Annotated in this window: 21 protein-coding genes; 13 read left to right on the top strand and 8 right to left on the bottom strand. The window is 59.9% G+C overall.

Annotation, left to right across the window (positions count from 1 at the left end; translation table 11 throughout):
- Positions 1–344 precede the first annotated feature (344 nt).
- The 11 genes from LOY28_RS05480 to LOY28_RS05430 all read left to right on the top strand — a co-directional run bounded on the left by LOY28_RS05480 (position 345) and on the right by LOY28_RS05430 (position 12,883).
- Entirely contained in the window at positions 345–1,196 is an 852-nt protein-coding gene (locus LOY28_RS05480) for an MIP/aquaporin family protein (RefSeq protein WP_019581559.1), read from the top strand.
- A gap of 76 nt (positions 1,197–1,272) precedes the next feature.
- Positions 1,273–2,778, top strand: a complete 1,506-nt coding sequence (gene glpK / locus LOY28_RS05475; RefSeq protein WP_018926616.1) for a glycerol kinase GlpK — start codon at positions 1,273–1,275, stop codon at positions 2,776–2,778.
- A gap of 95 nt (positions 2,779–2,873) precedes the next feature.
- Positions 2,874–3,629, top strand: a complete 756-nt coding sequence (locus LOY28_RS05470) for a DeoR/GlpR family transcriptional regulator (RefSeq protein ID WP_007938932.1) — start codon at positions 2,874–2,876, stop codon at positions 3,627–3,629.
- 320 nt (positions 3,630–3,949) lie between these two features.
- Positions 3,950–5,488, top strand: a complete 1,539-nt coding sequence (glpD, locus tag LOY28_RS05465; RefSeq protein WP_258613187.1) for a glycerol-3-phosphate dehydrogenase — start codon at positions 3,950–3,952, stop codon at positions 5,486–5,488.
- A 433-nt stretch (positions 5,489–5,921) separates the two neighbouring features.
- Positions 5,922–6,836 (top strand): glutamate/aspartate ABC transporter substrate-binding protein, encoded by a 915-nt coding sequence (locus tag LOY28_RS05460; RefSeq protein WP_204124682.1) that lies wholly within the window; start codon positions 5,922–5,924, stop codon positions 6,834–6,836.
- A 164-nt stretch (positions 6,837–7,000) separates the two neighbouring features.
- Positions 7,001–7,747: an amino acid ABC transporter permease gene (locus LOY28_RS05455; protein ID WP_018926619.1), complete on the top strand. Its 747-nt coding sequence runs from the start codon at positions 7,001–7,003 to the stop codon at positions 7,745–7,747.
- Positions 7,747–8,418, top strand: coding sequence for an amino acid ABC transporter permease (locus LOY28_RS05450; protein WP_111454729.1), 672 nt, complete (start codon positions 7,747–7,749; stop codon positions 8,416–8,418). Before LOY28_RS05455 ends, LOY28_RS05450 begins: the two co-directional genes overlap by 1 nt.
- On the top strand, positions 8,415–9,149 hold the full coding sequence (locus LOY28_RS05445; protein ID WP_019581562.1) for an amino acid ABC transporter ATP-binding protein: 735 nt from the start codon (positions 8,415–8,417) through the stop codon (positions 9,147–9,149). Before LOY28_RS05450 ends, LOY28_RS05445 begins: the two co-directional genes overlap by 4 nt.
- 169 nt (positions 9,150–9,318) lie before the next feature.
- Complete coding sequence (locus LOY28_RS05440; RefSeq protein ID WP_258613186.1) at positions 9,319–11,220, top strand: sensor histidine kinase; 1,902 nt, start codon at positions 9,319–9,321, stop codon at positions 11,218–11,220.
- The gene (locus tag LOY28_RS05435; RefSeq protein ID WP_086946084.1) at positions 11,217–12,545 is read left to right on the top strand and encodes a sigma-54 dependent transcriptional regulator; all 1,329 of its coding nucleotides are present in this window, start codon (positions 11,217–11,219) and stop codon (positions 12,543–12,545) included. Before LOY28_RS05440 ends, LOY28_RS05435 begins: the two co-directional genes overlap by 4 nt.
- A gap of 8 nt (positions 12,546–12,553) precedes the next feature.
- The gene (locus LOY28_RS05430) at positions 12,554–12,883 is read left to right on the top strand and encodes a GlpM family protein (RefSeq protein WP_172901245.1); all 330 of its coding nucleotides are present in this window, start codon (positions 12,554–12,556) and stop codon (positions 12,881–12,883) included.
- Positions 12,884–12,960: 77 nt separating this feature from the next.
- Here LOY28_RS05430 and LOY28_RS05425 read toward each other — a convergent pair whose 3' ends face one another.
- Together LOY28_RS05425 and LOY28_RS05420 are read right to left on the bottom strand one after the other, a co-directional pair.
- The gene (locus LOY28_RS05425) at positions 12,961–13,869 is read right to left on the bottom strand and encodes a hypothetical protein (RefSeq protein ID WP_111454730.1); all 909 of its coding nucleotides are present in this window, start codon (positions 13,867–13,869) and stop codon (positions 12,961–12,963) included.
- Entirely contained in the window at positions 13,866–14,561 is a 696-nt protein-coding gene (locus LOY28_RS05420; RefSeq protein WP_258613185.1) for a hypothetical protein, read from the bottom strand. The genes LOY28_RS05425 and LOY28_RS05420 overlap by 4 nt, the downstream gene beginning before the upstream one ends.
- Positions 14,562–15,136: 575 nt before the next feature.
- On the opposite strand from LOY28_RS05420, the gene LOY28_RS05415 reads away from it, so the two are divergent.
- Positions 15,137–15,493: a DUF6124 family protein gene (locus LOY28_RS05415; protein ID WP_064616307.1), complete on the top strand. Its 357-nt coding sequence runs from the start codon at positions 15,137–15,139 to the stop codon at positions 15,491–15,493.
- A 193-nt stretch (positions 15,494–15,686) separates the two neighbouring features.
- Here the strand turns inward: LOY28_RS05415 and LOY28_RS05410 are convergent, their stop codons facing one another.
- Both LOY28_RS05410 and metE read right to left on the bottom strand, forming a co-directional pair.
- Entirely contained in the window at positions 15,687–16,721 is a 1,035-nt protein-coding gene (locus LOY28_RS05410) for an alpha/beta fold hydrolase (protein ID WP_258613184.1), read from the bottom strand.
- A 245-nt stretch (positions 16,722–16,966) separates the two neighbouring features.
- On the bottom strand, positions 16,967–19,279 hold the full coding sequence (gene metE, locus LOY28_RS05405) for a 5-methyltetrahydropteroyltriglutamate--homocysteine S-methyltransferase (protein ID WP_192351690.1): 2,313 nt from the start codon (positions 19,277–19,279) through the stop codon (positions 16,967–16,969).
- Positions 19,280–19,398: 119 nt separating this feature from the next.
- On the opposite strand from metE, the gene metR reads away from it, so the two are divergent.
- Positions 19,399–20,316 carry a transcriptional regulator MetR gene (gene metR, locus LOY28_RS05400; RefSeq protein ID WP_018926627.1) on the top strand — a complete coding sequence of 306 codons (918 nt, stop codon included), beginning with the start codon at positions 19,399–19,401 and terminating at the stop codon, positions 20,314–20,316.
- 5 nt (positions 20,317–20,321) lie between these two features.
- On the opposite strand, the gene LOY28_RS05395 is transcribed toward metR, so the two are convergent.
- From LOY28_RS05395 to LOY28_RS05380, 4 genes are all read right to left on the bottom strand, one after another.
- Positions 20,322–20,831: a GNAT family N-acetyltransferase gene (locus LOY28_RS05395; RefSeq protein ID WP_018926628.1), complete on the bottom strand. Its 510-nt coding sequence runs from the start codon at positions 20,829–20,831 to the stop codon at positions 20,322–20,324.
- Positions 20,832–20,833: 2 nt separating this feature from the next.
- The gene (locus tag LOY28_RS05390) at positions 20,834–21,472 is read right to left on the bottom strand and encodes a LysE family translocator (RefSeq protein WP_064616303.1); all 639 of its coding nucleotides are present in this window, start codon (positions 21,470–21,472) and stop codon (positions 20,834–20,836) included.
- Positions 21,473–21,508: 36 nt separating this feature from the next.
- Positions 21,509–21,943 carry an NUDIX domain-containing protein gene (locus LOY28_RS05385; protein ID WP_018926630.1) on the bottom strand — a complete coding sequence of 145 codons (435 nt, stop codon included), beginning with the start codon at positions 21,941–21,943 and terminating at the stop codon, positions 21,509–21,511.
- 234 nt (positions 21,944–22,177) lie between these two features.
- Complete coding sequence (locus LOY28_RS05380) at positions 22,178–23,530, bottom strand: HD domain-containing phosphohydrolase (RefSeq protein ID WP_019581571.1); 1,353 nt, start codon at positions 23,528–23,530, stop codon at positions 22,178–22,180.
- Positions 23,531–23,735: the final 205 nt, after the last annotated feature.

Below are 23,735 nucleotides of genomic sequence, written 5' to 3'. Positions count from 1 at the left end.
GAAAAATACTGCGCAGGATTCTAGGTCATTGATCGATAAAAGGCTCTATTGCGCTGCTATTTCCAGAGCCTGGCCGGGCTTTCGGTCGTTCGTCCACACGCTTCTCGCCGGATGAACGATGCGATCATTCACAGGACTAATAGTTTAAATATGACTAATGGTTCACTTTCGACCTTTGACAGCAGTGCTTCTTGTCTATATTTTTTCGAATATGAACACAGTACGAACGTCTCACCGCAGCACCCGGCAGTAAGCCGAGCACAGGATGGGGATCCTGCCTCGGTGAAAATCGCGCTTTGACCTCGATGGAAAAGCGCCAGACAACAACAAAAACGAGGTTTTCAATGACAACTGCGTTACAACAACCGTCGCTCTCGAGCCAATGCATGGCCGAGTTTCTGGGTACTGCACTGCTGATCTTTTTCGGTACCGGCTGCGTTGCCGCGCTCAAGGTGGCGGGTGCCAGCTTCGGGTTGTGGGAAATCAGCATCATCTGGGGGGTTGGCGTCAGCATGGCGATCTACCTCACCGCCGGTGTTTCCGGTGCGCACCTCAACCCTGCCGTGAGTATCGCGCTGAGCATTTTCGCTGACTTCGAAAAGCGCAAACTGCCTTTCTATATCTTCTCCCAGGTCGCCGGTGCCTTCTGCGGGGCATTGTTGGTTTACACGCTGTACAGCAACCTGTTCTTCGATTTCGAACAAACTCACCAAATGGTTCGTGGCACCGAAGCCAGCCTTGAATTGGCCTCGGTGTTCTCCACTTTCCCGAACCCTGCCCTGTCCACGGGCCAGGCCTTTCTGGTTGAAGTGATCATCACCGCCATTCTGATGGGCGTGATCATGTCGCTCACCGACGACAACAATGGCCTGCCCAAAGGACCGCTGGCGCCGTTGTTGATCGGCCTGCTGATTGCCGTGATCGGCAGCTCGATGGGGCCGCTGACCGGTTTCGCGATGAACCCGGCCCGCGACTTCGGTCCTAAACTGATGACTTTCTTTGCAGGCTGGGGTGAAATTTCCTTCACTGGCGGACGCGATATCCCGTACTTCCTGATTCCGGTTTTTGCACCGATTGTCGGTGCCTGTCTCGGTGCTGCAGCTTATCGCGGGCTGATTGCCCGTCATCTGCCCAGCGCCATACCTGCTACAAAGGACGCAGCACTGGCCATTGACGGCAAACCAAGAACGTCTTGAAACCGTTGGCGCGTGATCCTGCCCATTTTGATCCCGCGCCTGACTTCACTTCCTTATTTCGTCCAAGGCAATCGACATGACCGACATTCAGAATAAGAACTACATCATTGCCCTCGATCAGGGTACGACCAGCTCCCGCGCGATCATTTTCGATCGCGACGCGAACGTGGTTTGCACCGCCCAGCGTGAATTCGCACAGCATTACCCGCAAGCCGGTTGGGTCGAACACGACCCGATGGAAATCTTCGCCACCCAGAGCGCCGTGATGGTCGAGGCCCTGGCTCAAGCCGGCCTGCATCACGACCAGGTCGCGGCCATCGGCATCACCAACCAGCGCGAAACCACCGTGGTCTGGGACAAGACCACTGGCCGCCCTATCTACAACGCGATCGTCTGGCAGTGCCGCCGCAGCACCGAAATCTGCCAGCAGCTCAAGCGCGATGGCCACGAGCAATACATCAGCGACACCACGGGCCTGGTCACCGACCCGTACTTCTCCGGCACCAAGCTCAAGTGGATTCTCGACAATGTCGAAGGCAGCCGTGAGCGGGCGCGCAAGGGTGAACTGCTGTTCGGCACCGTAGACAGCTGGCTGATCTGGAAATTTACCGGCGGCAAGGTGCACGTCACCGACTACACCAACGCCTCGCGCACCATGCTCTTCAACATCCACACGCTGGAGTGGGACGCGAAGATGCTGGACGTCCTCGACATCCCGCGCGAGATGCTGCCGGAAGTTAAGTCCTCGTCCGAAATCTACGGCCACACCAAAAGCGGCATCGCCATTGGCGGTATCGCCGGCGACCAGCAGGCCGCCCTGTTCGGCCAAATGTGCGTCGAGCCAGGCCAGGCGAAAAACACCTACGGCACCGGCTGCTTCCTGCTGATGAACACCGGCGACAAAGCGGTGAAGTCCAAGCACGGCATGCTGACCACCATCGCTTGCGGCCCGCGTGGCGAAGTGGCCTATGCGCTGGAAGGCGCGGTGTTCAACGGTGGCTCCACCGTGCAGTGGCTGCGTGACGAGTTGAAAATCATTAACGACGCCCACGACACCGAATACTTCGCCAACAAGGTCAAGGACAGCAACGGCGTGTACCTGGTGCCGGCCTTCACCGGCCTGGGCGCTCCGTACTGGGACCCGTATGCCCGTGGCGCGTTGTTCGGCCTGACCCGTGGCGTACGCGTGGATCACATCATTCGTGCGGCGCTTGAGTCGATTGCCTACCAGACCCGCGATGTTCTGGACGCCATGCAGCAGGACTCCGGCGAGCGCCTGAAGGCCCTGCGCGTGGACGGCGGCGCAGTGGCGAACAACTTCCTGATGCAGTTCCAGGCCGACATTCTCGGCACTCAGGTCGAGCGTCCGAAAATGCGCGAAACCACCGCGCTGGGCGCCGCTTACCTGGCGGGCTTGGCCTGCGGTTTCTGGGGCAGCCTGGACGAGTTGCGTGGCAAGGCGGTAATCGAGCGCGAGTTTGAACCAGCGCTGGACGAAACCGCGAAGGAAAAACTCTACGCCGGCTGGAAAAAAGCCGTCAGCCGCACTCGCGATTGGGAACCGCACGAAGGCGCTGAATAAGCCACGGACCGGACTCGTATCCGGTTGTAACTGGTAGGGAGCGGATTCCTGCGGCATCATGGGCAAATTTTGCACGGCAGCCCAAAGGAAGCCCCATGAATCTGCCTCCCCGTCAGCAGCAAATCCTCGAACTGGTCCGCGAACGCGGCTATGTCAGCATCGAGGAAATGGCCCAGCTGTTCGTCGTTACACCGCAAACCATCCGCCGCGATATCAATCAACTGGCGGAAGTGAATCTGTTGCGTCGCTATCACGGCGGCGCAGCCTACGACTCCAGCGTCGAAAACACCGCCTACGCCATGCGCGCCGATCAGATGCGCGATGAAAAGCAGCGTATCGGCGAAGCCATTGCGGCGCAGATTCCCGATCATGCCTCACTGTTCATCAATATCGGCACCACCACCGAATCCATTGCTCGGGCGCTGCTCAACCACAGCCACCTGAAGATCATCACCAACAACCTGCATGTGGCCTCGATGCTCAGCGCCAAGGACGACTTCGACGTGCTGCTGACCGGTGGCAACGTGCGGCGTGACGGTGGCGTGGTCGGTCAGGCCAGCGTCGACTTCATTAACCAGTTCAAGGTCGACTTCGCCCTGGTCGGCATCAGTGGTATCGATGAAGACGGCAGCTTGCTGGATTTCGACTATCAGGAAGTGCGGGTGTCCCAGGCGATCATCGCCAACGCCCGACAGGTGATTCTCGCCGCGGACTCCAGCAAATTCGGGCGCAACGCCATGATTCGCCTGGGGCCGATCAGCCTGATCGATTGCCTGGTCACCGACCAGCCGCCTTCGCCGGCCCTGGCGCAGTTGTTGAGCCAGCACAAGATTCGGCTGGAGGTCGTGTAAGCACATCCCCCCTGTGGCGAGGGGGCTTGCCCCCCCCGTTCGGCTGCACAGCAGACGCCAATCAGACAACATGTTCTTCCTGAGATACCGCGGTAGCCGGTTTTAGGGCCGCTTCGCAGCCCAGCGGGAGCAAGCTCCCTCGCCACAAAAGCACTCCCTACCATCATTCAATGTTCGAAAATTTTCCTTTAACGGCCCTTCGATCAGTATTTTCAATCGAAGCACACTGGCTGTGGGCGTCTTTATGGGCTAGTATTTTCGCAAATGAACATTAATGTTCGAATTCAAATATAGAAATCAAAAAAGCCCGAGGCCAGCCGATGCCCACTTCTACCTTGCCTACGCCCCCTCTCGCCGAGGTCTACGATATCGCCGTCATTGGTGGTGGGATCAATGGCGTGGGGATCGCAGCGGATGCCGCCGGTCGCGGCCTTTCGGTGTTCCTTTGCGAAAAGGATGATCTGGCCAGCCACACTTCGTCGGCCAGCAGCAAGCTGATCCACGGTGGCCTGCGCTACCTGGAGCATTATGAATTCCGCCTGGTGCGCGAAGCCCTGGCCGAGCGCGAAGTGCTGCTGGCCAAGGCACCGCACATCGTCAAACAGATGCGCTTCGTGCTGCCCCACCGCCCACACCTGCGTCCGGCCTGGATGATCCGCGCCGGTCTGTTCCTTTATGACCACCTCGGCAAACGGGAAAAACTCGAAGGCTCGAAAAGCCTGAAGTTCGGCCCGGACAGCCCGCTGAAAAGCGAAATCACCAAAGGCTTCGAATATTCCGATTGCTGGGTCGATGACGCACGCCTCGTCGTACTGAACGCCATGGCTGCCCGCGAGAAAGGTGCTCACGTTCATACGCAAACCCGCTGCGTCAGTGCCCGTCGCACCAAGGGCCTGTGGCACATGAACCTGGAACGCGCCGATGGCAGCCTGTTTTCGATCCGCGCCAAGGCACTGGTGAACGCTGCCGGCCCATGGGTCGCCCAGTTCATTCGTGACGACCTGAAGATGGAATCGCCATACGGCATCCGTCTGATCCAGGGCAGCCACCTGATCGTGCCAAAACTGTACGAAGGCGAACACGCGCACATTCTGCAAAACGAAGATCAGCGCATCGTCTTCACCATTCCGTACCTGAACCACTTCACCCTGATCGGCACCACCGACCGCGAGTACACCGGCGACCCGGCAAAAGTGGCGATCACTGAAGGCGAAACCGATTACCTGCTGAAAGTGGTCAATGCCCACTTCAAGAAACAACTCAGCCGCGCGGACATCCTGCACAGCTACTCCGGCGTTCGTCCGCTGTGCAACGACGAATCCGACAACCCGTCGGCCGTCACCCGCGACTACACCCTGGCGTTGTCGGGTTCTGGTGAAGAAGCACCGTTGCTGTCGGTGTTCGGCGGCAAGCTGACGACCTACCGCAAACTGGCCGAGTCGGCGCTGGCGCAATTGGCCCCGTACTTCACGCACATCAAGCCAAGCTGGACCGCCAGCGCGCCCCTGCCCGGTGGCGAAGACATGACGACTCCGCAGGCATTGAGTTCGCGGATCCGCGACAAGTTCGACTGGATCCCCACCGAGATCGCCCGACGCTGGTCCACCACTTACGGCAACCGCACCTGGCGCATGCTCGAAGGCGTGGAAAACCTCGGTGACCTGGGCGAACACATCGGCGGCGGGCTCTACACCCGCGAAGTCGACTACCTGTGCAGCGAAGAATGGGCGACCACCGCCGATGACATCCTGTGGCGCCGCAGCAAGCTTGGGCTGTTCACCACTGCGGCGGAACAGCAGAAGCTCAAGGATTACCTGAACAAGCTCGAACAGAACCGCAGCAAGATCGAAGCAGCCTGATCGGATATCCGGTTAAACCAAAGCCCCTGAATCTCACGATTCAGGGGCTTTTTCATACCGCGCATTACTGTAGGAGCGAGGCTTGCCCGCGAAGAACGATAAAGCGGTTCAACAGACAGACCGCAGTGCCCCCTTCGCGGGCAAGCCTCGCTCCTACAGTTTTGTGTGAGTCAATCCATTCGGTTTTCCGAACGCGACTCCTCGGTCGATTCGGAAAACCGGATCATCCGACAACAAACTCAACGTCACTAACATTAAAATACTCTTAAAAATCAATAATTTGATAGATGATGCATGGACTGGCACGAGTCATGCTCTACTCTCCCGGACGAATGTTTATTGCGCTACTCCTTCAGGAGCCGCCAAGCATTCGAAGCACCAAAAAAGGCCGATGAACTGGCTCCATAAAAAAAACAATGTCGAGGAAAATTTGATGCGCATCGTTCCCCATCTCCTGGGCGCAGCCATTGCTGCCGCTCTGATTAGCACTCCAGTTTTCGCCGCCGAACTCACCGGCACACTGAAGAAGATCAAAGAGTCCGGCACCATCACCCTCGGGCATCGTGACGCTTCCATTCCGTTTTCCTACATCGCGGACGCCTCCGGCAAACCGGTTGGCTACTCCCACGATGTCCAGCTGAAAATCGTCGAAGCCATCAAGAAAGACCTGGACATGCCCAACCTCCAGGTCAAATACAACCTGGTGACCTCGCAAACCCGTATCCCACTGGTGCAGAACGGCACCGTGGACGTCGAGTGCGGCTCCACCACCAACAACGTCGAACGTCAGCAACAAGTTGACTTCTCCGTCGGCATCTTCGAAATCGGCACCAAGCTGCTGGCCAAGAAAGACTCGCCCTACAAAGACTTCGCCGACCTCAAAGGCAAGAACGTCGTGACCACCGCCGGCACCACGTCCGAGCGCATCCTCAAGTCGATGAATGCCGACAAGCAGATGGGCATGAACGTGATCTCCGCCAAAGACCACGGCGAATCCTTCCAGATGCTGGAAACCGGCCGTGCCGTGGCCTTCATGATGGACGACGCCTTGCTGGCCGGTGAAATGGCCAAGGCCAAGAAGCCGGATGACTGGGCCGTGACCGGCACACCACAATCGTTCGAAATCTACGGCTGCATGGTCCGCAAGGGCGACGCACCGTTCAAGAAAGCCGTCGACGACGCAATCATCGCGACCTACAAGTCGGGCGAGATCAACAAGATCTACGAAAAATGGTTCATGCAGCCAATCCCGCCAAAAGGCCTGAACCTGAACTTCCCGATGAGCGACGAGCTCAAGACCCTGATCGCCAATCCGACCGACAAAGCGGCTGACGAAAAGAAATCCTGATTTCTGACTAACGTTCCCCCCTGAGAAGGCCTCTGCCCTTTCAGGGGTTGTCACTCCCTGCTGGCATTTCTGGAAACACTCGAACCGGTGGTTGTCGAGCCGTTCGCGTGTGCCTGACCGTCATCGGGCACTTGTACATCGATCGAATCCGAGGGGAGACCCTAATGAATTACAACTGGGACTGGGGCGTGTTCTTCAAGTCCACCGGCGTGGGCAGCGAAATTTATTTCGACTGGTACCTCTCCGGTTTAGGCTGGACCATCGCCATCGCCGTCGCCGCCTGGATCATCGCGCTGCTGCTGGGCTCGATCCTGGGTGTCATGCGCACGGTGCCGAATCGCATCGTATCGGGCATCGCGACCTGCTACGTCGAACTCTTCCGTAACGTGCCACTGCTGGTGCAGCTGTTCATCTGGTACTTCCTGGTGCCCGACCTGCTGCCGCAAAACCTGCAGGACTGGTACAAGCAGGACCTGAACCCGACCACCTCGGCCTTCCTCAGTGTCGTCGTGTGCCTGGGCCTGTTCACCACGGCCCGGGTTTGCGAACAAGTGCGCACCGGTATCCAGGCGCTGCCCCGCGGCCAGGAATCCGCTGCCCGCGCCATGGGTTTCAAGCTGCCGCAGATCTACTGGAACGTGCTGCTGCCCCAGGCTTATCGCATCATCATTCCGCCGCTTACCTCGGAATTCCTGAACGTGTTCAAGAACTCCTCCGTCGCGTCGCTGATCGGCCTGATGGAGCTGCTCGCGCAGACCAAACAGACCGCCGAGTTCTCCGCCAACCTGTTCGAAGCCTTCACCCTGGCAACGCTGATCTACTTCACCCTGAACATGAGCCTGATGCTGCTGATGCGCGCGGTCGAGAAGAAAGTCGCCGTGCCGGGCCTGATTTCCGTAGGGGGTAAATGATGGAATTCGACTTCTCGGGCATCATTCCGTCCCTGCCGGGTATGTGGAACGGCATGGTCATGACCCTCCAGCTGATGGCCCTGGGCGTGAGCGGCGGGATCATCCTCGGCACGGTCCTGGCGTTGATGCGCCTGTCCCACAACAAACTGCTGTCGAACATTGCCGGCGCCTACGTCAACTACTTCCGCTCGATCCCGCTGCTGCTGGTCATCACCTGGTTCTACCTGGCGGTGCCGTTCGTATTGCGCTGGATCACCGGCGAAGACACCCCGATCGGCGCGTTCACCTCGTGCATCGTGGCGTTCATGATGTTCGAAGCAGCGTACTTCTGCGAAATCGTCCGGGCCGGGGTGCAGTCGATTCCCAAGGGCCAGATGAGCGCCGCCCAGGCCATGGGTATGACGTATGGCCAGATGATGCGGTTGATCATCCTGCCGCAAGCGTTCCGCAAGATGACCCCGCTGCTGTTGCAACAGAGCATCATCCTGTTTCAGGACACCTCGCTGGTCTACGCGGTCGGCCTGGTGGACTTCCTCAATGCCTCGCGTGCCAGTGGCGACATCATCGGCCGCTCCAATGAGTTCCTGATCTTCGCAGGTCTCACGTACTTCATCATCAGCTTTGCCGCCTCGCAGCTGGTCAAGCGTCTGCAAAAAAGGTTCGCCGTATGATCTCTATCAAGAACGTCAACAAGTGGTATGGGGACTTCCAGGTACTGACTGATTGCAGCACCGAGGTCAAAAAAGGCGAGGTGATCGTGGTGTGCGGGCCGTCCGGTTCCGGCAAATCCACCCTGATCAAGTGCGTCAATGCACTGGAACCGTTCCAGAAAGGCGACCTGATCGTCGATGGCACGTCCATCGCCGATCCGAAGACCAACCTGCCGAAACTGCGTTCGCGGGTGGGCATGGTGTTCCAGCATTTCGAACTGTTCCCGCACCTGACCATCACCGAAAACCTGACCATCGCGCAGATCAAGGTGTTGGGTCGCAGCAAGGAAGAAGCCACCAAGAAAGGCCTGCAACTGCTTGAGCGCGTCGGGCTGTCTGCCCATGCGCATAAGCACCCGGGCCAGCTTTCCGGTGGCCAGCAACAGCGTGTGGCGATCGCCCGTGCGCTGGCGATGGACCCGATCGTCATGCTGTTCGACGAACCGACCTCGGCACTGGACCCGGAAATGGTCAACGAAGTGCTGGATGTGATGGTGCAACTGGCCCACGAAGGCATGACCATGATGTGCGTGACCCACGAAATGGGCTTCGCCCGCAAGGTCGCGGACCGGGTAATCTTCATGGACGCCGGCAAGATTATCGAAGACTGCAAGAAAGAAGAGTTCTTCGGCGACATCAACGCCCGCTCCGAGCGTGCGCAGCATTTCCTCGAGAAAATTCTGCAGCACTAAGAAGGAAGGCACCGCTCCCCCAATTGTGGGAGCGGGCTTTTGTGGCGAGGGGGCCGCTGTGGCGAGGGGGCTTGCCCCCTCGCCACAAAAGCCCCCTTGCCATACAGCAACTCCCACGGGGCCCGTGGGGATATGGATATTGTGTTGTGGTTGACCCAAGGCATCTGTGATGAAATGCGACTCCACTCTCTATCGCGCCGCGCCGCCATCACTCGCCGTGAAACCCCGTCTGATTCGCCATCTGTTCCTGCCGCCGCTGATCATCGCCCTGATGATCGGATTGGGTTACATCGGCTTCTGGGTCAGTGAACACTACGGCATTCGCAGCCTCAGCGAGAACGGCCAGCGTCAGCTGGAACTGCACGCGCGCGCCGTCGAAAGCGAGATCAGCAAATACACCTACCTGCCCAGCCTGCTGGAACTCGAATCGAGTGTTTCCCAGCTGTTGGCAGACCCGTCGCCGGAACACCGGCAGACGGTCAACGAATACCTCGAAGGCCTGAACCGGCGCAGCCGCAGTCGGGCCATTTATGTGATGGACACCACCGGTCGCGTACTGGCCACCAGCAACTGGCGCGATGTCGACAGTTATCTGGGCGAAGACCTGTCCTTCCGCGCCTACTTCCAGAACGCCGTGCGCGGTCAGCCGGGACGTTTCTACGGCATCGGCAGCACCAGCGGCGAACCCGGCTATTACCTGGCTCATGGCCTGGAGGAACACGGCAAGATCACCGGCGTCGCGGTGGTCAAGGTGCGCCTCGAAGCCATGGAAGAACGCTGGCAGCGCGCGCGCCTGGAAGCGTTCGTCAGCGACGAGAACGGCATCATCATTCTCTCCAGCGATCCGGCGCGGCGGCTCAAGTCGGTGCTGCCGTTGAGCGACGACACCAAGGAACGCCTGGCCCGCAGCCTTCAGTACTACTGGTATCCGCTGAATGAACTGCAACCGCTGGCCCGAGAGAAACTGGCTGAAGGCGAGGAAAAACTGACCTTCCCCGCCAACAGCGAACTGGTGTCCGATGAAGAGAACATCAGCTACCTGTCGCAAACCCGGCCGCTGAGCGACACCCCGTGGAATTTCACCCTGCTCACGCCCCTGCAAGACCTGCGGCGTGAAGCGATCAATCAGGGAATCCTGGTGGCGGTGGCGTTTGCCCTGGTGGCCTTCCTGCTGATCGCCTGGAACGAGCGCCGCAAAGTGATCGCCACCCGCCTCGCGGCGCGGGAAGCCTTGCAGGAAGCCAACAATCAACTGGAGCGTCGGATTACCGAACGCACCACTGACCTGCGTGCCAGCAACGAACGGCTCAAGGGGCAGATTCGTGAGCGTCGGCAGGCTGAAGAAACCTTGCGCCGCGCTCAGGATGAACTGGTCCAGGCCGGCAAACTGGCGGCCATCGGCCAGATGTCCACCAGCATCGCCCACGAATTGAACCAACCGCTGGCAGCCTTGCGGACCTTGTCCGGCAATACCGTGCGTTTTCTGGAGCGCGGTCAGCTGGATGTGGCCAGCACCAATCTCAAAACCATCAATGAACTGATCGACCGCATGGGCCGGATTACCGCCAGCCTGCGTTCCTTCGCCCGACGCGGCGATGACCAGGGCCAGGCCAGCCTCGGCAAAGGCGTGGACGCCGCCCTGCAGCTGCTGGGCAGCCGGATGGAAAGCGTGCCGCTGCAACTGCATCGCGATTTCACCGACGTGCAGGTGCAGATCGACCAGACCCGTCTGGAGCAGATCCTCGTCAACCTGATCGGCAACGCGCTCGATGCCATGCAGTCGCAGCCCCAACCGACGTTGTGGCTCGAAGGCGAGGAATACGACGGCAAGTATCGCCTGCGGGTGCGCGACAACGGCCACGGCATCGATGCCGAAGCGCGCAAGCATCTGTTCGAACCGTTCTTCACCACCAAGCCCGGCGAACAGGGCCTGGGCCTCGGCCTGACCCTGTCGGCGAGCCTGGCCGCCGCCACGGGCGGGCATCTGGGTGTCGAACACCCGGCCAGCGGTGGCACCACCTTCGTCCTCAGTTTACCGTTGGTAAGCCCTACTCCCGCCGAGCCAATATGAACAACGACCTTAGTGTGCTGATCGTCGAAGACGACCCCCATGTGCTGCTCGGTTGCCAACAGGCACTGACGCTTGAAGACATTCCCTGCATCGGCGTCGGCAGCGCCGAAGAAGCGCTGGAGCGGGTGGGCGATAACTTCGCCGGCATCGTCATCAGCGACATCCGCCTGCCGGGCATCGATGGCCTGGAACTGCTGACCCGGCTCAAGGCCCGCGATCGCAGCCTGCCGGTGGTGTTGATTACCGGCCACGGCGACATCTCGATGGCCGTCGGCGCGATGCAGAAAGGCGCCTACGACTTCATGGAGAAACCCTTCTCCCCCGAACGCCTGGTGGACGTCGCCCGCCGTGCACTGGAGCAACGCAGCCTGGCGCGGGAAGTCACCTCGTTACGTCGCCAACTGTTCGAGCGCGATTCCCTCGAAGGCCGGATCATCGGTCGCTCGCCGGCCATGCAGAACCTGCGGGAACTGATCGCCAACGTCGCAGATACGTCGGCCAACGTGCTGATCGAAGGCGAGACCGGCACCGGCAAGGAACTGGTTGCACGTTGCCTGCACGACTTCAGCCGTCGGCACAGCAAACAGTTCGTCGCGCTGAACTGCGGTGGCCTGCCGGAGAACCTGTTCGAAAGCGAAATCTTCGGCCACGAGGCCAACGCTTTCACCGGTGCCGGCAAACGGCGGATCGGCAAGATCGAACACGCCGATGGCGGCACGCTGTTCCTCGACGAAGTGGAAAGCATGCCGCTGCCGTTGCAGATCAAGCTGCTGCGGGTGCTGCAGGAACGCACCCTCGAACGCCTGGGTTCGAACCAGAGCGTGGCGGTGGATTGCCGGGTGATCGCCGCGACCAAGTCCGACCTGGATGAGTCGAGCAAGGCCGGCGAGTTTCGCAGCGACCTGTATTACCGCTTGAACGTGGTCACCCTGGAACTGCCGCCGCTGCGCGAACGCCGCGAAGACATCCTGCAATTGTTCGAGCACTTTTTGCAGCAGTCATCCCTGCGCTTCGACCGCTCGCTGCCTGAACTGGACAACCAGACCGTGTCGATTCTGATGAGCCACGACTGGCCAGGCAACGTGCGCGAACTGCGCAACGTCGCCGAACGCTTCGCCCTCGGTCTGCCGGCCTTCAAGAAGACCGGCGCCAGCGGCAGCAATCAGGGCCTGGCCTTCGCCGAAGCGGTGGAAGCTTTCGAACGCAACCTGCTGAACGATGCCTTGCAGCGCAGCGGCGGCAACCTGACCCAAGCCAGTCAGGAACTGGGGATGGCCAAGACCACACTGTTCGACAAAGTGAAGAAATACGGGCTGAGCCACTGATGGACCTGATTTTCAAAGCAACCCTGGGCGCGGCGGTGGTGGTGATCCTCGCCATGCTGGCCAAGACCAGAAACTATTACATCGCAGGCCTGGTGCCGCTGTTTCCGACCTTTGCGCTGATCGCTCATTACATCGTCGGCAAAGGGCGTTCACTGGATGATCTGAAGACCACCATCGTGTTTGGCATGTGGTCGATCATTCCGTACTTCGTCTATCTGGCGACCTTGTATGTGATGGTCGACCGGATGCGGCTGGAGGCTTCGCTAGCGGTGGCGGCAGTGGCGTGGTTGATGGCGGCGACGGTGCTGGTCAGCGTGTGGGTGCGCCTGCACGGCTAAATTCAAAAAAATCGCGACCTGCTGCATTTGCATACACCTGCAGGAGCTGCGAAGGCGGCTCCTGCAGGTGTAAGTGGTTACTGCCCGTAAACCTTCTGCAACTGCGTTGGTGTCAACGCATCCTCAAACGGCACCGGCACCGATTTCACCGCCCCGTAGAGGTTGCGATAACGCCAATAGTTTCCGTTGTTGGCCAGTTGATAACCACGCTCGACCACTCGCTGGCCATCAAGGTTATAACGCAAGGTTTCCTGGGCGGTCGCTGGCGGTGTCGGCTGCATCAGGTCAGTGGCCAGAACCCGCATCGATTCATCGATACACTCGTCGAGCACCGCCGTGACCTTAGCCAAATCGAGGTCGCCGTCGTCGATGCACTGCTTGCCACAGCGCCGAATCGGCTGGCTGACGACTTCGATCCGCATGCGATACAGCGCCGAACCGGCAATATCCTGGACCTGCACCTGATTGATCAGCACGAAACTGCCGCGATCGGGGGTAAGCATCAGTTTGGGCTCAATCACCAGGCGTGCGGTGACCTGCCCTTCTCCTTGCTTGAACCCGGCCGCTTGCGAAGCCTGTTGATAGCGCTGTTGCAGGCGCTCCTGCAATGGAACGCCTGCAAGCAAGTCGGCCATCGGTCGCGCCTCGTTGAGCGCGGTTTTTTCCGCATCGCGCTGCAAGCTGCCGCTGCCCATCTGGGTGTTGATCAGGCTGGCCACCAGCAAACCGGCAAGCCCGGCACCGTTGCCTGAACTGGCCACCAGATTATGACTCGACGACGCAGCCTTCAAAGCGGCCTGCGAGTCAATCACGGTGCTGGCACCCACAAAGGATGGCGGCAACTGCACGTCGACCTTAAGCCCGTGGGCCTGGATGTAAGGCAAGGCACTCTGGTCCTTGAAACCGGCCTCAGGAGCCGGTTTTTGCGCACACCCCGTCAGCATCAGCAGGGCCAGCGCACCCGCCACTATGGGCAGGCGCGTCATTGCGCGAACGGGGTGATCATTTGCTGACGGCTATTGTCCATAGCCTGATAGAACGCGTTGGACAAGTTGGTATAGGTCGGCTCGTCCCATTCGCCCTGGGCGGCTTGCGTAGCGACAAAGGGTTTGAACCACAGCAGTTTGTTGTCTGCCAGATCGATCACCATGCCCTGTCCGCCCACCTGCGCCATCGGTACGCTGGTCGGCACAACGCTGTAGTAGCTGCGGGTGGCACCGGTGGCGTAGACATTCACCAGCAGCAGACGATCGACGCCGTAGGCGGCCTTGACCGGCGTCATGTCACGGGTCATGTAGCCTTCGCGGAAACTGGTTTCCTTATACGCATTCAGATCGACCGGCTCGTTGATCCGCTTGGCTTTGTAACCCTTGGCCTGCAGCTTGGCGACAAGGACATCCGGCAAGGTGTGAAGGTCGCCCACTTGCCATTTTGCGATGTTGTCACTGAGCTTGCTGTTAACGCCCTTGTTGATGGCGTAATCGAGAATCCCCTGATTGCCGGTCAACGCCAGCACCGGCTCCGGCACCACAGTGATCGCCACGCCAATAGTCGGTTCTTTGGCATCCCAGAACTGCTGGTCCAGCGGTACTGGAGGTTGCACGTGGGCACAGCCAGTGAGGGTCAGGCAGGCGAGCAACATCAGTGCTGCCCAGGTGCGTAGAACGTGAAGATTCATGGATCAAGTCCCTATGATTATTAACGATGCTGCTTATGTCGGCAGCATCGGCAAAAACCGTAGTGGCACATTGATATATTTTGCAACCGCCCGAGGGGCCACAGCGCGCAGCAGATCCCTTGTGGGAGCGGGCTTGCTCGCGAAGGCGTCGTGTCAGTCGATATTTGCATTGACTGAAGTTCCGTATTCGCGAGCAAGCCCGCTCCCACAGGGGATTTCGGGTGTTTTGGGGGGGGTGTTTAGTTGTGTTTAGCGTTACTTCCTGAAAGCTACAGCGCCTTGCGTCGTCGCCTACAACCACGTCAGAATCCGCTGGCTTGTGCGCCTGGGGGCCCGTCGGTAACTTGGTTCGTGTCACTGATTCCCAGTGATCGGGTTTAGTAGCCCGGCTTTTTCCGGTCGCATAAGTGTCATCCCGTCAGGTAGTTGCCTGCACTTGATGGTGGCTGTGCGCATGGCGCCCTCGGGCGCGCCGGTTTTGACTGGAGGCCGGTCTACTAACTTGCGCACAGCTGCCACCCATTCAGTTTAGTAGCGAGATGAGTTGCAGCTCTACTAACAGGAGCTCCAGTTCAATGTTCAAGATCACGCCAAATCCACCGGAAACCGACGACGTTTCCCCCTACGAAACCCCAGACTCCAAAAAGCTCAACGAAGCCGCCGAGCGCGCCCTCGATTACTACCTCAAACCGGTCATTCCCAAAGACACCCCACGCAAACCCAGCACCCTTTACCTCGTCGCCCCCAACGCCGATAACGAAACCCTGCTGGTCAACGCCTGCGAATCCCTGGCGGCGGCGAGCGTGATGTTGAGTGATTTCGCGGGGCAGCTGAACGGCCCGCAGCGCAACACCGTGCTCGGCATCCAGAACTCCGTCATGTTGGGTGAACTGGCGGTAAACCGGATGCTCGATAACTTCGTCCCAACGTAAAACAGCTTCCTCTGTAGTTGAGGCGCTTTTGTGGCGAGGGAGCTTGCTCCCGCTCGGCTGCGCAGCAGTCGTAAACAGGTCAATGCGGATTACCTGAGACTGAGCAGCCTGTGCAGGATTGGGGCTGCTTCGCAGCCCAGCGGGAGCAAGCTCCCTCGCCACAAGAGCCCGCTCCCACAATTGGATTTGGGTGTTACAGAAGATTGCGTTCGGCCACGGGATCAATCTGCGCCCAGTGCGAAGTATCTTCGCGATGGGCCTGCAAATACGGCAACACCGCCGCCAGCAACGGTGCCTTGAACGCTTCCTGAAAACGATGGGCCAGCCCCGGAATCAACTTCAACTGACTGCCACGAATGTGTGCCGCCAGATGCACGCCATGCATCACCGGCAACAACGGATCAGCGGTGCCGTGAACCACCAGCGTCGGCACGCGCAGTTGGTTGAGCAGATCTACACGACTGCGCTCGGCAAGGATCGCCATGATCTGGCGCTTAACGCCTTCCGGGTTAAACGCCCGGTCATAAGACAGCGCCGCTTGATGCAGCAACGCCTGCCGATCATCAGTGACCGAAGGACTGCCCAGCGCCGCCAGCAAATCAGCCTGTTGCTCCAGCGCCACTTCACGATTCGGCGCACCGCGTCGCGCGAGCAACTGCACCAGCGCCGCACTCGGCGCCGGCAAGCCTTCGGCACCCGAGCTGGTCATCAGCAACGTCAGGCTCTCGACCCGCCGCGGCGCCATCGCCGCCATATGCTGGGCGATCATCCCGCCCATGCTGGCGCCCAGCACGTGAAATTGCTCGACGTGCAAGGCGTCCATCAACCCCAGTGCATCGTCGGCCATGTCGGTCAGCGTATAAGGCGCGGCCACCGGTAAACCGAGTTTGTAGCGCAGCACTTCGAACGTCAGGTTGGCCTCGGCCGGTGCCTGGCGCCAATTGGACAGGCCAACATCGCGATTGTCATAGCGAATCACCCGGAAACCCTGCTGACACAACGCGACCACTACCTCATCCGGCCAGTGAATCAACTGCCCGCCCAGGCCCATTACCAGCAACAACGCAGGGTCGGACGCACGGCCAATGCTCTGGTACGCCAGACTCACCTGATCCAGATCGACCCGTTCGGTCGGAACATTGACATCGCAACGAGACGCCGCCAAAGACGGGAAATTGAACAACACAGCGATCAGAAAGACCGCTGTGGATAAAAATCGTGCACGCATGAAAAACACCGAAACGCAGAACTCCAGTAGAGCGCGAGTCTGATGAAGTTTGTACAAGCGCGCTGCCACAGTTACGTGACAGTTTGATGAAGAGTGCTGAACGGTCATTTTCAAGACCGCGTTATCGTTCTTCGCGAGTAAGCCCGCTCCCACAGGATTGATGTAGTACACACAATCTGTGATCGACCTCTACCCCTGTGGGAGCGGGCTTGCTCGCGAAGGCGCCAGAACAGGCGCCGCAGGATTTAGGCCAACTGACTGCGCAACTGCCGCGCCGCCGCCACCATGTTCACCAGCGCCGCCTCAGTCTCCGGCCAGGCCCGGGTCTTCAACCCGCAATCGGGGTTTACCCACAACCGCTCGGCAGGAATGCGCTTCACCGCTTTGCTCATCAACTTGACCATCTCGGCGGTGTCCGGCACCCGGGGCGAGTGGATGTCGTAGACGCCCGGGCCGATGTCGTTCGGGTAGTCGAAGGCTTCGAAGGCTTCCAGCAATTCCATATCCGAGCGTGAGGTTTCGATGGTGATTACGTCGGCGTCCATCGCCGCGATGGATTCGATCACGTCATTGAATTCGCTGTAGCACATGTGGGTGTGGATCTGGGTTTCGTCACCCACACCCGATGCACTCAGGCGGAACGCTTCCACCGCCCAGTCGAGGTATTCCTGCCATTGCGCCCGGCGTAGCGGCAGGCCTTCGCGGAACGCGGCTTCGTCGATCTGGACGATCTTGATGCCCGCAGCTTCCAGGTCGACCACTTCATCACGCAGGGCCAACGCCAACTGCTGCGCCTGGATTTTGCGCGAAACGTCTTCGCGCGGGAACGACCACATCAGCATGGTCACGGGACCGGTGAGCATGCCTTTCATGATCTTGTCGGTCAGGCTTTGCGCGTAGGTGATCCAGTCGACGGTCATGGCGTTCGGGCGACTCAGGTCGCCGTAGATGATCGCCGGTTTGACGCAGCGCGAACCGTAGCTCTGGACCCAGCCGAAACGGGTGAACAGGTAGCCGTCCAGTTGCTCGGCGAAGTACTCGACCATGTCGTTGCGCTCGGCTTCACCGTGCACCAGCACGTCCAGCCCCAGGCGTTCCTGGATTTTCACGGCGTGGCGGATTTCGCTGTGCATGGCATCGGTGTAATCGTTGGCCGAGAGTTTGCCTTGCTTGAAGGCCTGACGAGCCAGGCGGATCGAACCGGTTTGCGGGAACGAGCCGATGGTGGTCGTCGGGAATGCCGGCAGCTGCAAGCGCGCGCGCTGTTGCTCGATCCGTTTGGCAAACGGCGAATGGCGTTGGCTGTCTGCCGCGCCGATGGCGTTGATGCGGGCCTGGACATCCGCCTTGTGGATACGCGGCGATTGGGCGCGGCTGGCCTGGATGGCGCGGCTTTCAGCCAGGGCGGCTTGCACCTTGGGCGCTTGCGGATCGTTCAGGGCATCGCGCAGCACGGCGATCTCACCGCACTTCTGCACGGCAAACGCCAGCCAGCTTTTCAGTTCGGGGTCGAGTTTGTCTTCACGCGCAAGGTCCACCGGGCTGTGCAGCAGCGAGCAGGAACTGCTGACCCACAAGTTATCGCCGAAGCGCTCCTGGGCAAATTGCAGTTGTGCCAGGGCTTGCTCCAGTTCGCAGCGCCAGACGTTGCGGCCGTTGACCAGCCCCACCGAAAGAATCTTGTAAGTCGGCAGTCGATCCAAAACCTGGCCGAGCTGATCCGGCGAACGCACCGCGTCAATGTGCAAACCTTGTACAGGCAGGCCGACGGCCAGCCCGAGGTTGTCTTCCAGGCCACTGAAGTAGGTGGCCACGAGTTTTTTCAGTGGCGAGTATTGGAGGATGTGGTAAGCGCGCTCGAAGGCGTTTTTCCAGGCCTGTGGCAAGTCGAGGGTCAGGATCGGCTCATCGATCTGCACCCACTCCACGCCTTGGGCGGCGAGGCGGCCGAGGATTTCACCGTAGATCGGCAGCAGGCGCTCCAGCAGGTCGAGCTTGTCGAAGTCGTTGCCTTTGGCTTTGCCCAGCCACAGGTAAGTCAGCGGGCCGATGATCACCGGTTTGACGTTGTGGCCGAGGGCCTTGGCTTCTTCGACTTCATCGAACAGCTGTTCCCAGCTCAGTTTGAATGGTTGGTCGGCGCTGAATTCCGGGACCAGGTAGTGGTAGTTGGTGTCGAACCACTTGGTCAGTTCCTGGGCGTATTGCGCGGTGCCGTGTTCGCTGCCGCAGCAGGCTGCCGTGGCGCCACGCGCCATGGCGAACAGAGTGTCGAGGGTCGGCAGGCCGCGTTCATCCTTGACGCTGTCGAAACGCTCGGGGATCACACCGAAGGTCAGGGAATGGGTCAGTACCTGGTCGTACCAGGCGAAGTCGCCGACGGGCAGCAGGTCGATGCCGGCGTCTTTCTGCAATTGCCAGTGGGTGGCGCGCAGTTGGCGGCCGACGCTGTTCAGGGCGTCCTGATCGAGATCGCCCTTCCAGTAGGCTTCGAGGGCTTTTTTCAGTTCGCGGTCGGCACCGATGCGCGGAAAACCAAGTGTGTGGGCCAGGGCCATGGTGAATTTCTCTCTATAAAGGGTGCTGTAAAACATGCTGCTATTGTCGACAGCTCAGCCAACATGAGACAAACTCAACCTTTTCGTGTTGATCACAAGTTTTCCTCATGGAGCCCTCGGTGCTTGAAATCCGTCACCTGAAAACCCTGCACGCCCTGCGCGAAGCCGACAGCCTGGTGGATGCAGCCGACCGCCTGCACCTGACCCAATCGGCGCTGTCCCACCAGTTCAAGGAGCTGGAAGAACGCATGGGCATGCCGCTGTTCGTGCGCAAGACCAAACCGGTGCGCTTCACCAGTGCCGGCTTGCGCCTGCTGCAACTGGCCGACGCCACCCTGCCGTTGCTGCGCAGTGCCGAGCGCGACATTGCACGGCTGGCCGGTGGCACGGCGGGGCGTCTGCACATGGCGATCGAGTGCCACAGTTGCTTCCAGTGGCTGATGCCGACCATCGACCAGTTCCGCGATGCCTGGCCGGAAGTCGAGCTGGACCTGGCCTCGGGCTTCTCCTTCGCCCCGCTGCCGGCGCTGGCCCGAGGCGACCTGGACCTGGTGGTGACCTCCGATCCGCTGGAACTGGTGGGCATCACTTACGTGCCGTTGTTCACCTACGAAGCCATGCTCGCGGTGGCGAACCAACACCGCTTGGCGAGCAAACCGTACATCGTGCCCGAAGACCTGCTCACGGAAACCTTGATCACCTACCCGGTGGAACGCGATCGGCTGGACATCTTCACCCGCTTCCTGGAGCCGGCCGACATCGAACCGGCGCAGGTGCGCACCTCGGAACTGACGGTGATGATGATGCAACTGGTGGCTAGCGGTCGCGGTGTCTGCGGCATGCCCCATTGGGCGCTGCATGAGTACAGTTCACGGGGTTATGTGAAGGCCAAGCGACTGGGGGAGAAAGGCTTGTTTGCGACGTTGTATGCCGGGATCCGCGCCGACATGCTGGATGCGCCGTACATGCGCGACTTTTTGCTGACGGCCAAGGACACGTCGTTTTCGACGCTGGATGGGGTTAGTGCCGTCCGATAGAACGATCAAGGCTCAGGGGTGATCTCGCGCCACATGTGGATCTTGTCGAAGTAGTCTTCGCCGACCCGCACCGCCAACGGTTCCAGGCCAAACTGCACGAAGCCGCAGCGCTGATACAGCCTGAAGGCGGCTTCGTTGCCGGCGGTGACGGTCAGCTGGATCAGCCTCAGGCCTTGATGACTCTGCGCTTCAGCCAACGCGGCCTGTAACAGTTGATAACCGAGCCCGCGCTGGCGCACCTTGCCGGTCACGTACATGCCAAACAGCGTCGCCTTGTGCCGGGCCTTTTCCCGAGACTCGAAGGCCAGGCCGACGATGCCTGCCAGTTCCCCTTCCTCGAACGCCCCGAGCACCCGGTCCAGCTTGCTGGTCAGGCGCGACTCCCACCACCCCAGCGGCATCGTGGCGCGCTCGCGCACGCTGGAAGTGAACGCCTGGGGATGCGAGTCGTAGGCTTCGAGCATCAGCGCCCGATAATCCAGGGCATGACTGGCATCAAGCCGCTGAATCCACATGTTCAGGCCACTCGCCGCTGCTCAAACATCAACCGCACCGCCAGCCCGGACAGGACGAAGCCCATGAAATAGCGCTGCATCGCCAGCCAGTTCGGGTTGTTGACGAACCAGGAGGCGATGCCTGCGGCGAACAGCGCGATCAGCAGGTTGACGCTGAAGCTCACGCTGATCTGGGTCAGGCCGAGGATGATGCTCTGGTTGAACACCGAACCGTGCTCAGGGGAAATGAACTGCGGAAACACCGACAGATAAAACACCGCGATCTTCGGGTTCAGAGCGCTGGTGAGAAAACCCATCGTGATCAATTTGCGTGACGAGTCCGCCGGCAACTGCTGCGCCTCGAACGGCGAACGCGCACCGGGCTTGACCGCCTGCCAGGCCAGCCACATCAGGTACAACGCACCGGCCCACTTCAGCACCTCGTAGGCCACCGGCACGGCCATGAACACCGCGGTCAAACCCGCTGCAGCAGCGAACAGGTGCACTAGAAATCCCGCGACCACACCCAGCAATGACGTCACCCCGGCCTTGCGTCCCTGGCAGATGGAACGGGAGATCAGGTAGATCATGTTCGGCCCCGGCGTGAGTACCATCAGCAACGCCGCGGCGGCAAAAATCAGCAAGTCTTGAAGTGGAATCATGGGCATCCTGTCCTTGAAGTCAGAGGGTCTGGGTGATCAGGCGGTTTCGATCAGTGAAGCTCGATAAAACGGCAAGATCAGGTCTCGTGTCAATGGCGCCAGCGTGAGATCGCCGTCGGTGGCCGGGTCGATCCAGCGCACCTCTTCGATTTCCGCCGCCGGGCAAACGTCAGAATCGATGGTCAACTGAAACAGTTCGGCCTGTACGACAAAACCCGGCTCGTTGGCGGCCGGTGCCGAGAATGGCCCCAGGTAGGTGGCGTGCGCCGGATCGATGACCAGTCCCAATTCCTCCTCCAGCTCACGGGCGAGGGCGTGGACCGGTTGCTCATGAGCCTCGATCTTGCCCCCCGGCTGCATGAACGCCTGGGTGCCGCGCTTGCGCACCAGCAAGGTGCGACCGTCGGGGCCGATCAACAGGGCAGCGGCAATGTGGATGATGCGGGGCGAAGCGGCGGATGAAAGCGTCATGGATCAGGATTGGCCTTAGGTAAAGGCGCAAGGATCACATGAGCGCCGGCTTTTCGTCACGTCGAAAAGCACTGTGGCGAGGGGGCTTGTCGGAACGCCACACCGCCCCGTTTGAGTGCGTAGCACTCACAAGATCTCTGGTACATCAGAGTTTTTGGGGCTGCTTCGCAGCCCAACGGGAGCAAGCTCCCTCGCCACAAGAGCCCGCTCCCACTGTTGATCAGTGCTGAAAGCTCAACTCGTCTCGAGAATCGCCACTTCCTCCGGCACTTTCACAAAAATGCTGTACTTGGCACCTTCCATCGCCTCGAACGCGATCAGTTTCTCCACCAGCGGCCCGTTCAACACCTTGCCGGCATTGAGCAGCAGCATGCCGTTGTCGGCATTCAGGTTGCGCGCCAGGATCATGCCCGCCGCCAAGTCCCGGGTGGTCAGCACCTTGACCGTCGGATCGGCCAGCGTCACATCGCTCAGGTAAGCAGCACAGACCTTAATGAAATCCTCCACCAGTTCCGGGTCATAGAGCCGACCGGCGTACTGGCGGATATACACCAGGGCTTCATCGCTGTTCATCTGCCGTTCGAGGATCAGCCCGCGCTGCAACTCGATGAAATCCACCGCCAGTTTCAGCAACCGTGAACCGAGCGGAATGGCCTCGCCCTTGAGCCGATCGGGAAAACCGCTGCCGTCCCAACGCTCCTGGTGATGCAGGATCAGCCGCGCGGCATCTTTCATCGGGTCGAGCGTCATCAGCAGCGACTCACTCTGCTTCGGATAACCCCGATAGCGCTCGCGGTCATTGTGATGCAGCAGATCCGAAGGCGTGCTCATCATGCTGTCGGTCCAGCTCAATTTACCGATGTTGTAGAGCGCCGCCGCCATGGTCAGGTCTCGACTGGTGGCTTCGTCCAAGTAATGGAGTTTGCAGTACACCCGCACCAGTTCGATGATCTGCCGGTTGGTCTGCTTGGCAGGTGGCAGGCGCAGGTTGGCCAGCAACGAAAACACTTCCGTGCCGGTGACATAGCTGCGTTTGAGCTCTTCGTAAGCCAGGTCCAGCATGTCAGCAGTCTGTTGCAGCTCGCTGGTGCGGGCCGCGACGTGTTTTTCCAGGGTGGTGTTGAGCAGCTTCAGTTTTTCGTTCTGGTCCCAGGTCTCCTGCACCAGACGCAACCGCTCACGCTCGGAATACTGATAGGCCAGCGATTGCCGCAGAGTCAGCAGCATTTCCTCATCGTGCCAGGGCTTGCTGATGTAACGATGGATCTGCCCTTCATTGATGGCTTTGATAATGGCCGAGGGGTCGGCATAACCGGTCAACATGATCCGGGTGGTGTCGGGGTAGCGCTGATGGACGTGGGCCAGCAGCGTGGCGCCGTCCATATTAGGCATTCGCGCGTCACTCATCACCAGATCGACCGACCGCTGCTCCATGATTTCCAGGGCCTGGGCACCGCTGGTGGCCAGCAGCACCTCGTAGGGCTGGCTGCGCAGCAGGCGGCGCAGGCTGTTGAGAATCGACTCCTCATCGTCGACCAGCAGTAACGTGGGTTTATCGGTCACAGTCGTGGGGAGCTGCTCTTCCATGGCGATACCTCAAGTGAAACCAGCCTCTTTATGTCAGGCGCGAAAAAACTTCCTCTGACTTTCCCGAGCCTGAGCTACAGGCTAGATGATTTTCCGACCGACTCCGCAAATGATTCGTTTCAGTCAACCGGGCGAATATCCGACCGGACGACTATGCTCAGGTCACTCGGATCCAAACGATGCCCGCTCCGTCCTGCACTCAGGG

This window comes from Pseudomonas sp. B21-017, from assembly GCF_024749245.1.
GTDB lineage: Bacteria > Pseudomonadota > Gammaproteobacteria > Pseudomonadales > Pseudomonadaceae > Aquipseudomonas.
This window is presented reverse-complemented; position numbering and strand designations above follow the sequence as displayed.

Bases quoted from the DNA above. Each gene is read 5' to 3' on its own strand.
- LOY28_RS05480 (WP_019581559.1), top strand. From the start codon at position 345: ATGACAACTGCGTTACAACAACCGTCGCTCTCGAGCCAATGCATGGCC.
- glpK (WP_018926616.1), top strand. From the start codon at position 1,273: ATGACCGACATTCAGAATAAGAACTACATCATTGCCCTCGATCAGGGT.
- LOY28_RS05470 (WP_007938932.1), top strand. From the start codon at position 2,874: ATGAATCTGCCTCCCCGTCAGCAGCAAATCCTCGAACTGGTCCGCGAA.
- glpD (WP_258613187.1), top strand. From the start codon at position 3,950: ATGCCCACTTCTACCTTGCCTACGCCCCCTCTCGCCGAGGTCTACGAT.
- LOY28_RS05460 (WP_204124682.1), top strand. From the start codon at position 5,922: ATGCGCATCGTTCCCCATCTCCTGGGCGCAGCCATTGCTGCCGCTCTG.
- LOY28_RS05455 (WP_018926619.1), top strand. From the start codon at position 7,001: ATGAATTACAACTGGGACTGGGGCGTGTTCTTCAAGTCCACCGGCGTG.
- LOY28_RS05450 (WP_111454729.1), top strand. From the start codon at position 7,747: ATGGAATTCGACTTCTCGGGCATCATTCCGTCCCTGCCGGGTATGTGG.
- LOY28_RS05445 (WP_019581562.1), top strand. From the start codon at position 8,415: ATGATCTCTATCAAGAACGTCAACAAGTGGTATGGGGACTTCCAGGTA.
- LOY28_RS05440 (WP_258613186.1), top strand. From the start codon at position 9,319: ATGAAATGCGACTCCACTCTCTATCGCGCCGCGCCGCCATCACTCGCC.
- LOY28_RS05435 (WP_086946084.1), top strand. From the start codon at position 11,217: ATGAACAACGACCTTAGTGTGCTGATCGTCGAAGACGACCCCCATGTG.
- LOY28_RS05425 (WP_111454730.1), bottom strand. From the start codon at position 13,869: ATGACGCGCCTGCCCATAGTGGCGGGTGCGCTGGCCCTGCTGATGCTG.
- LOY28_RS05420 (WP_258613185.1), bottom strand. From the start codon at position 14,561: ATGAATCTTCACGTTCTACGCACCTGGGCAGCACTGATGTTGCTCGCC.
- LOY28_RS05415 (WP_064616307.1), top strand. From the start codon at position 15,137: ATGTTCAAGATCACGCCAAATCCACCGGAAACCGACGACGTTTCCCCC.
- LOY28_RS05410 (WP_258613184.1), bottom strand. From the start codon at position 16,721: ATGCGTGCACGATTTTTATCCACAGCGGTCTTTCTGATCGCTGTGTTG.
- metE (WP_192351690.1), bottom strand. From the start codon at position 19,279: ATGGCCCTGGCCCACACACTTGGTTTTCCGCGCATCGGTGCCGACCGC.
- LOY28_RS05395 (WP_018926628.1), bottom strand. From the start codon at position 20,831: ATGTGGATTCAGCGGCTTGATGCCAGTCATGCCCTGGATTATCGGGCG.
- LOY28_RS05390 (WP_064616303.1), bottom strand. From the start codon at position 21,472: ATGATTCCACTTCAAGACTTGCTGATTTTTGCCGCCGCGGCGTTGCTG.
- LOY28_RS05385 (WP_018926630.1), bottom strand. From the start codon at position 21,943: ATGACGCTTTCATCCGCCGCTTCGCCCCGCATCATCCACATTGCCGCT.
- LOY28_RS05380 (WP_019581571.1), bottom strand. From the start codon at position 23,530: ATGGAAGAGCAGCTCCCCACGACTGTGACCGATAAACCCACGTTACTG.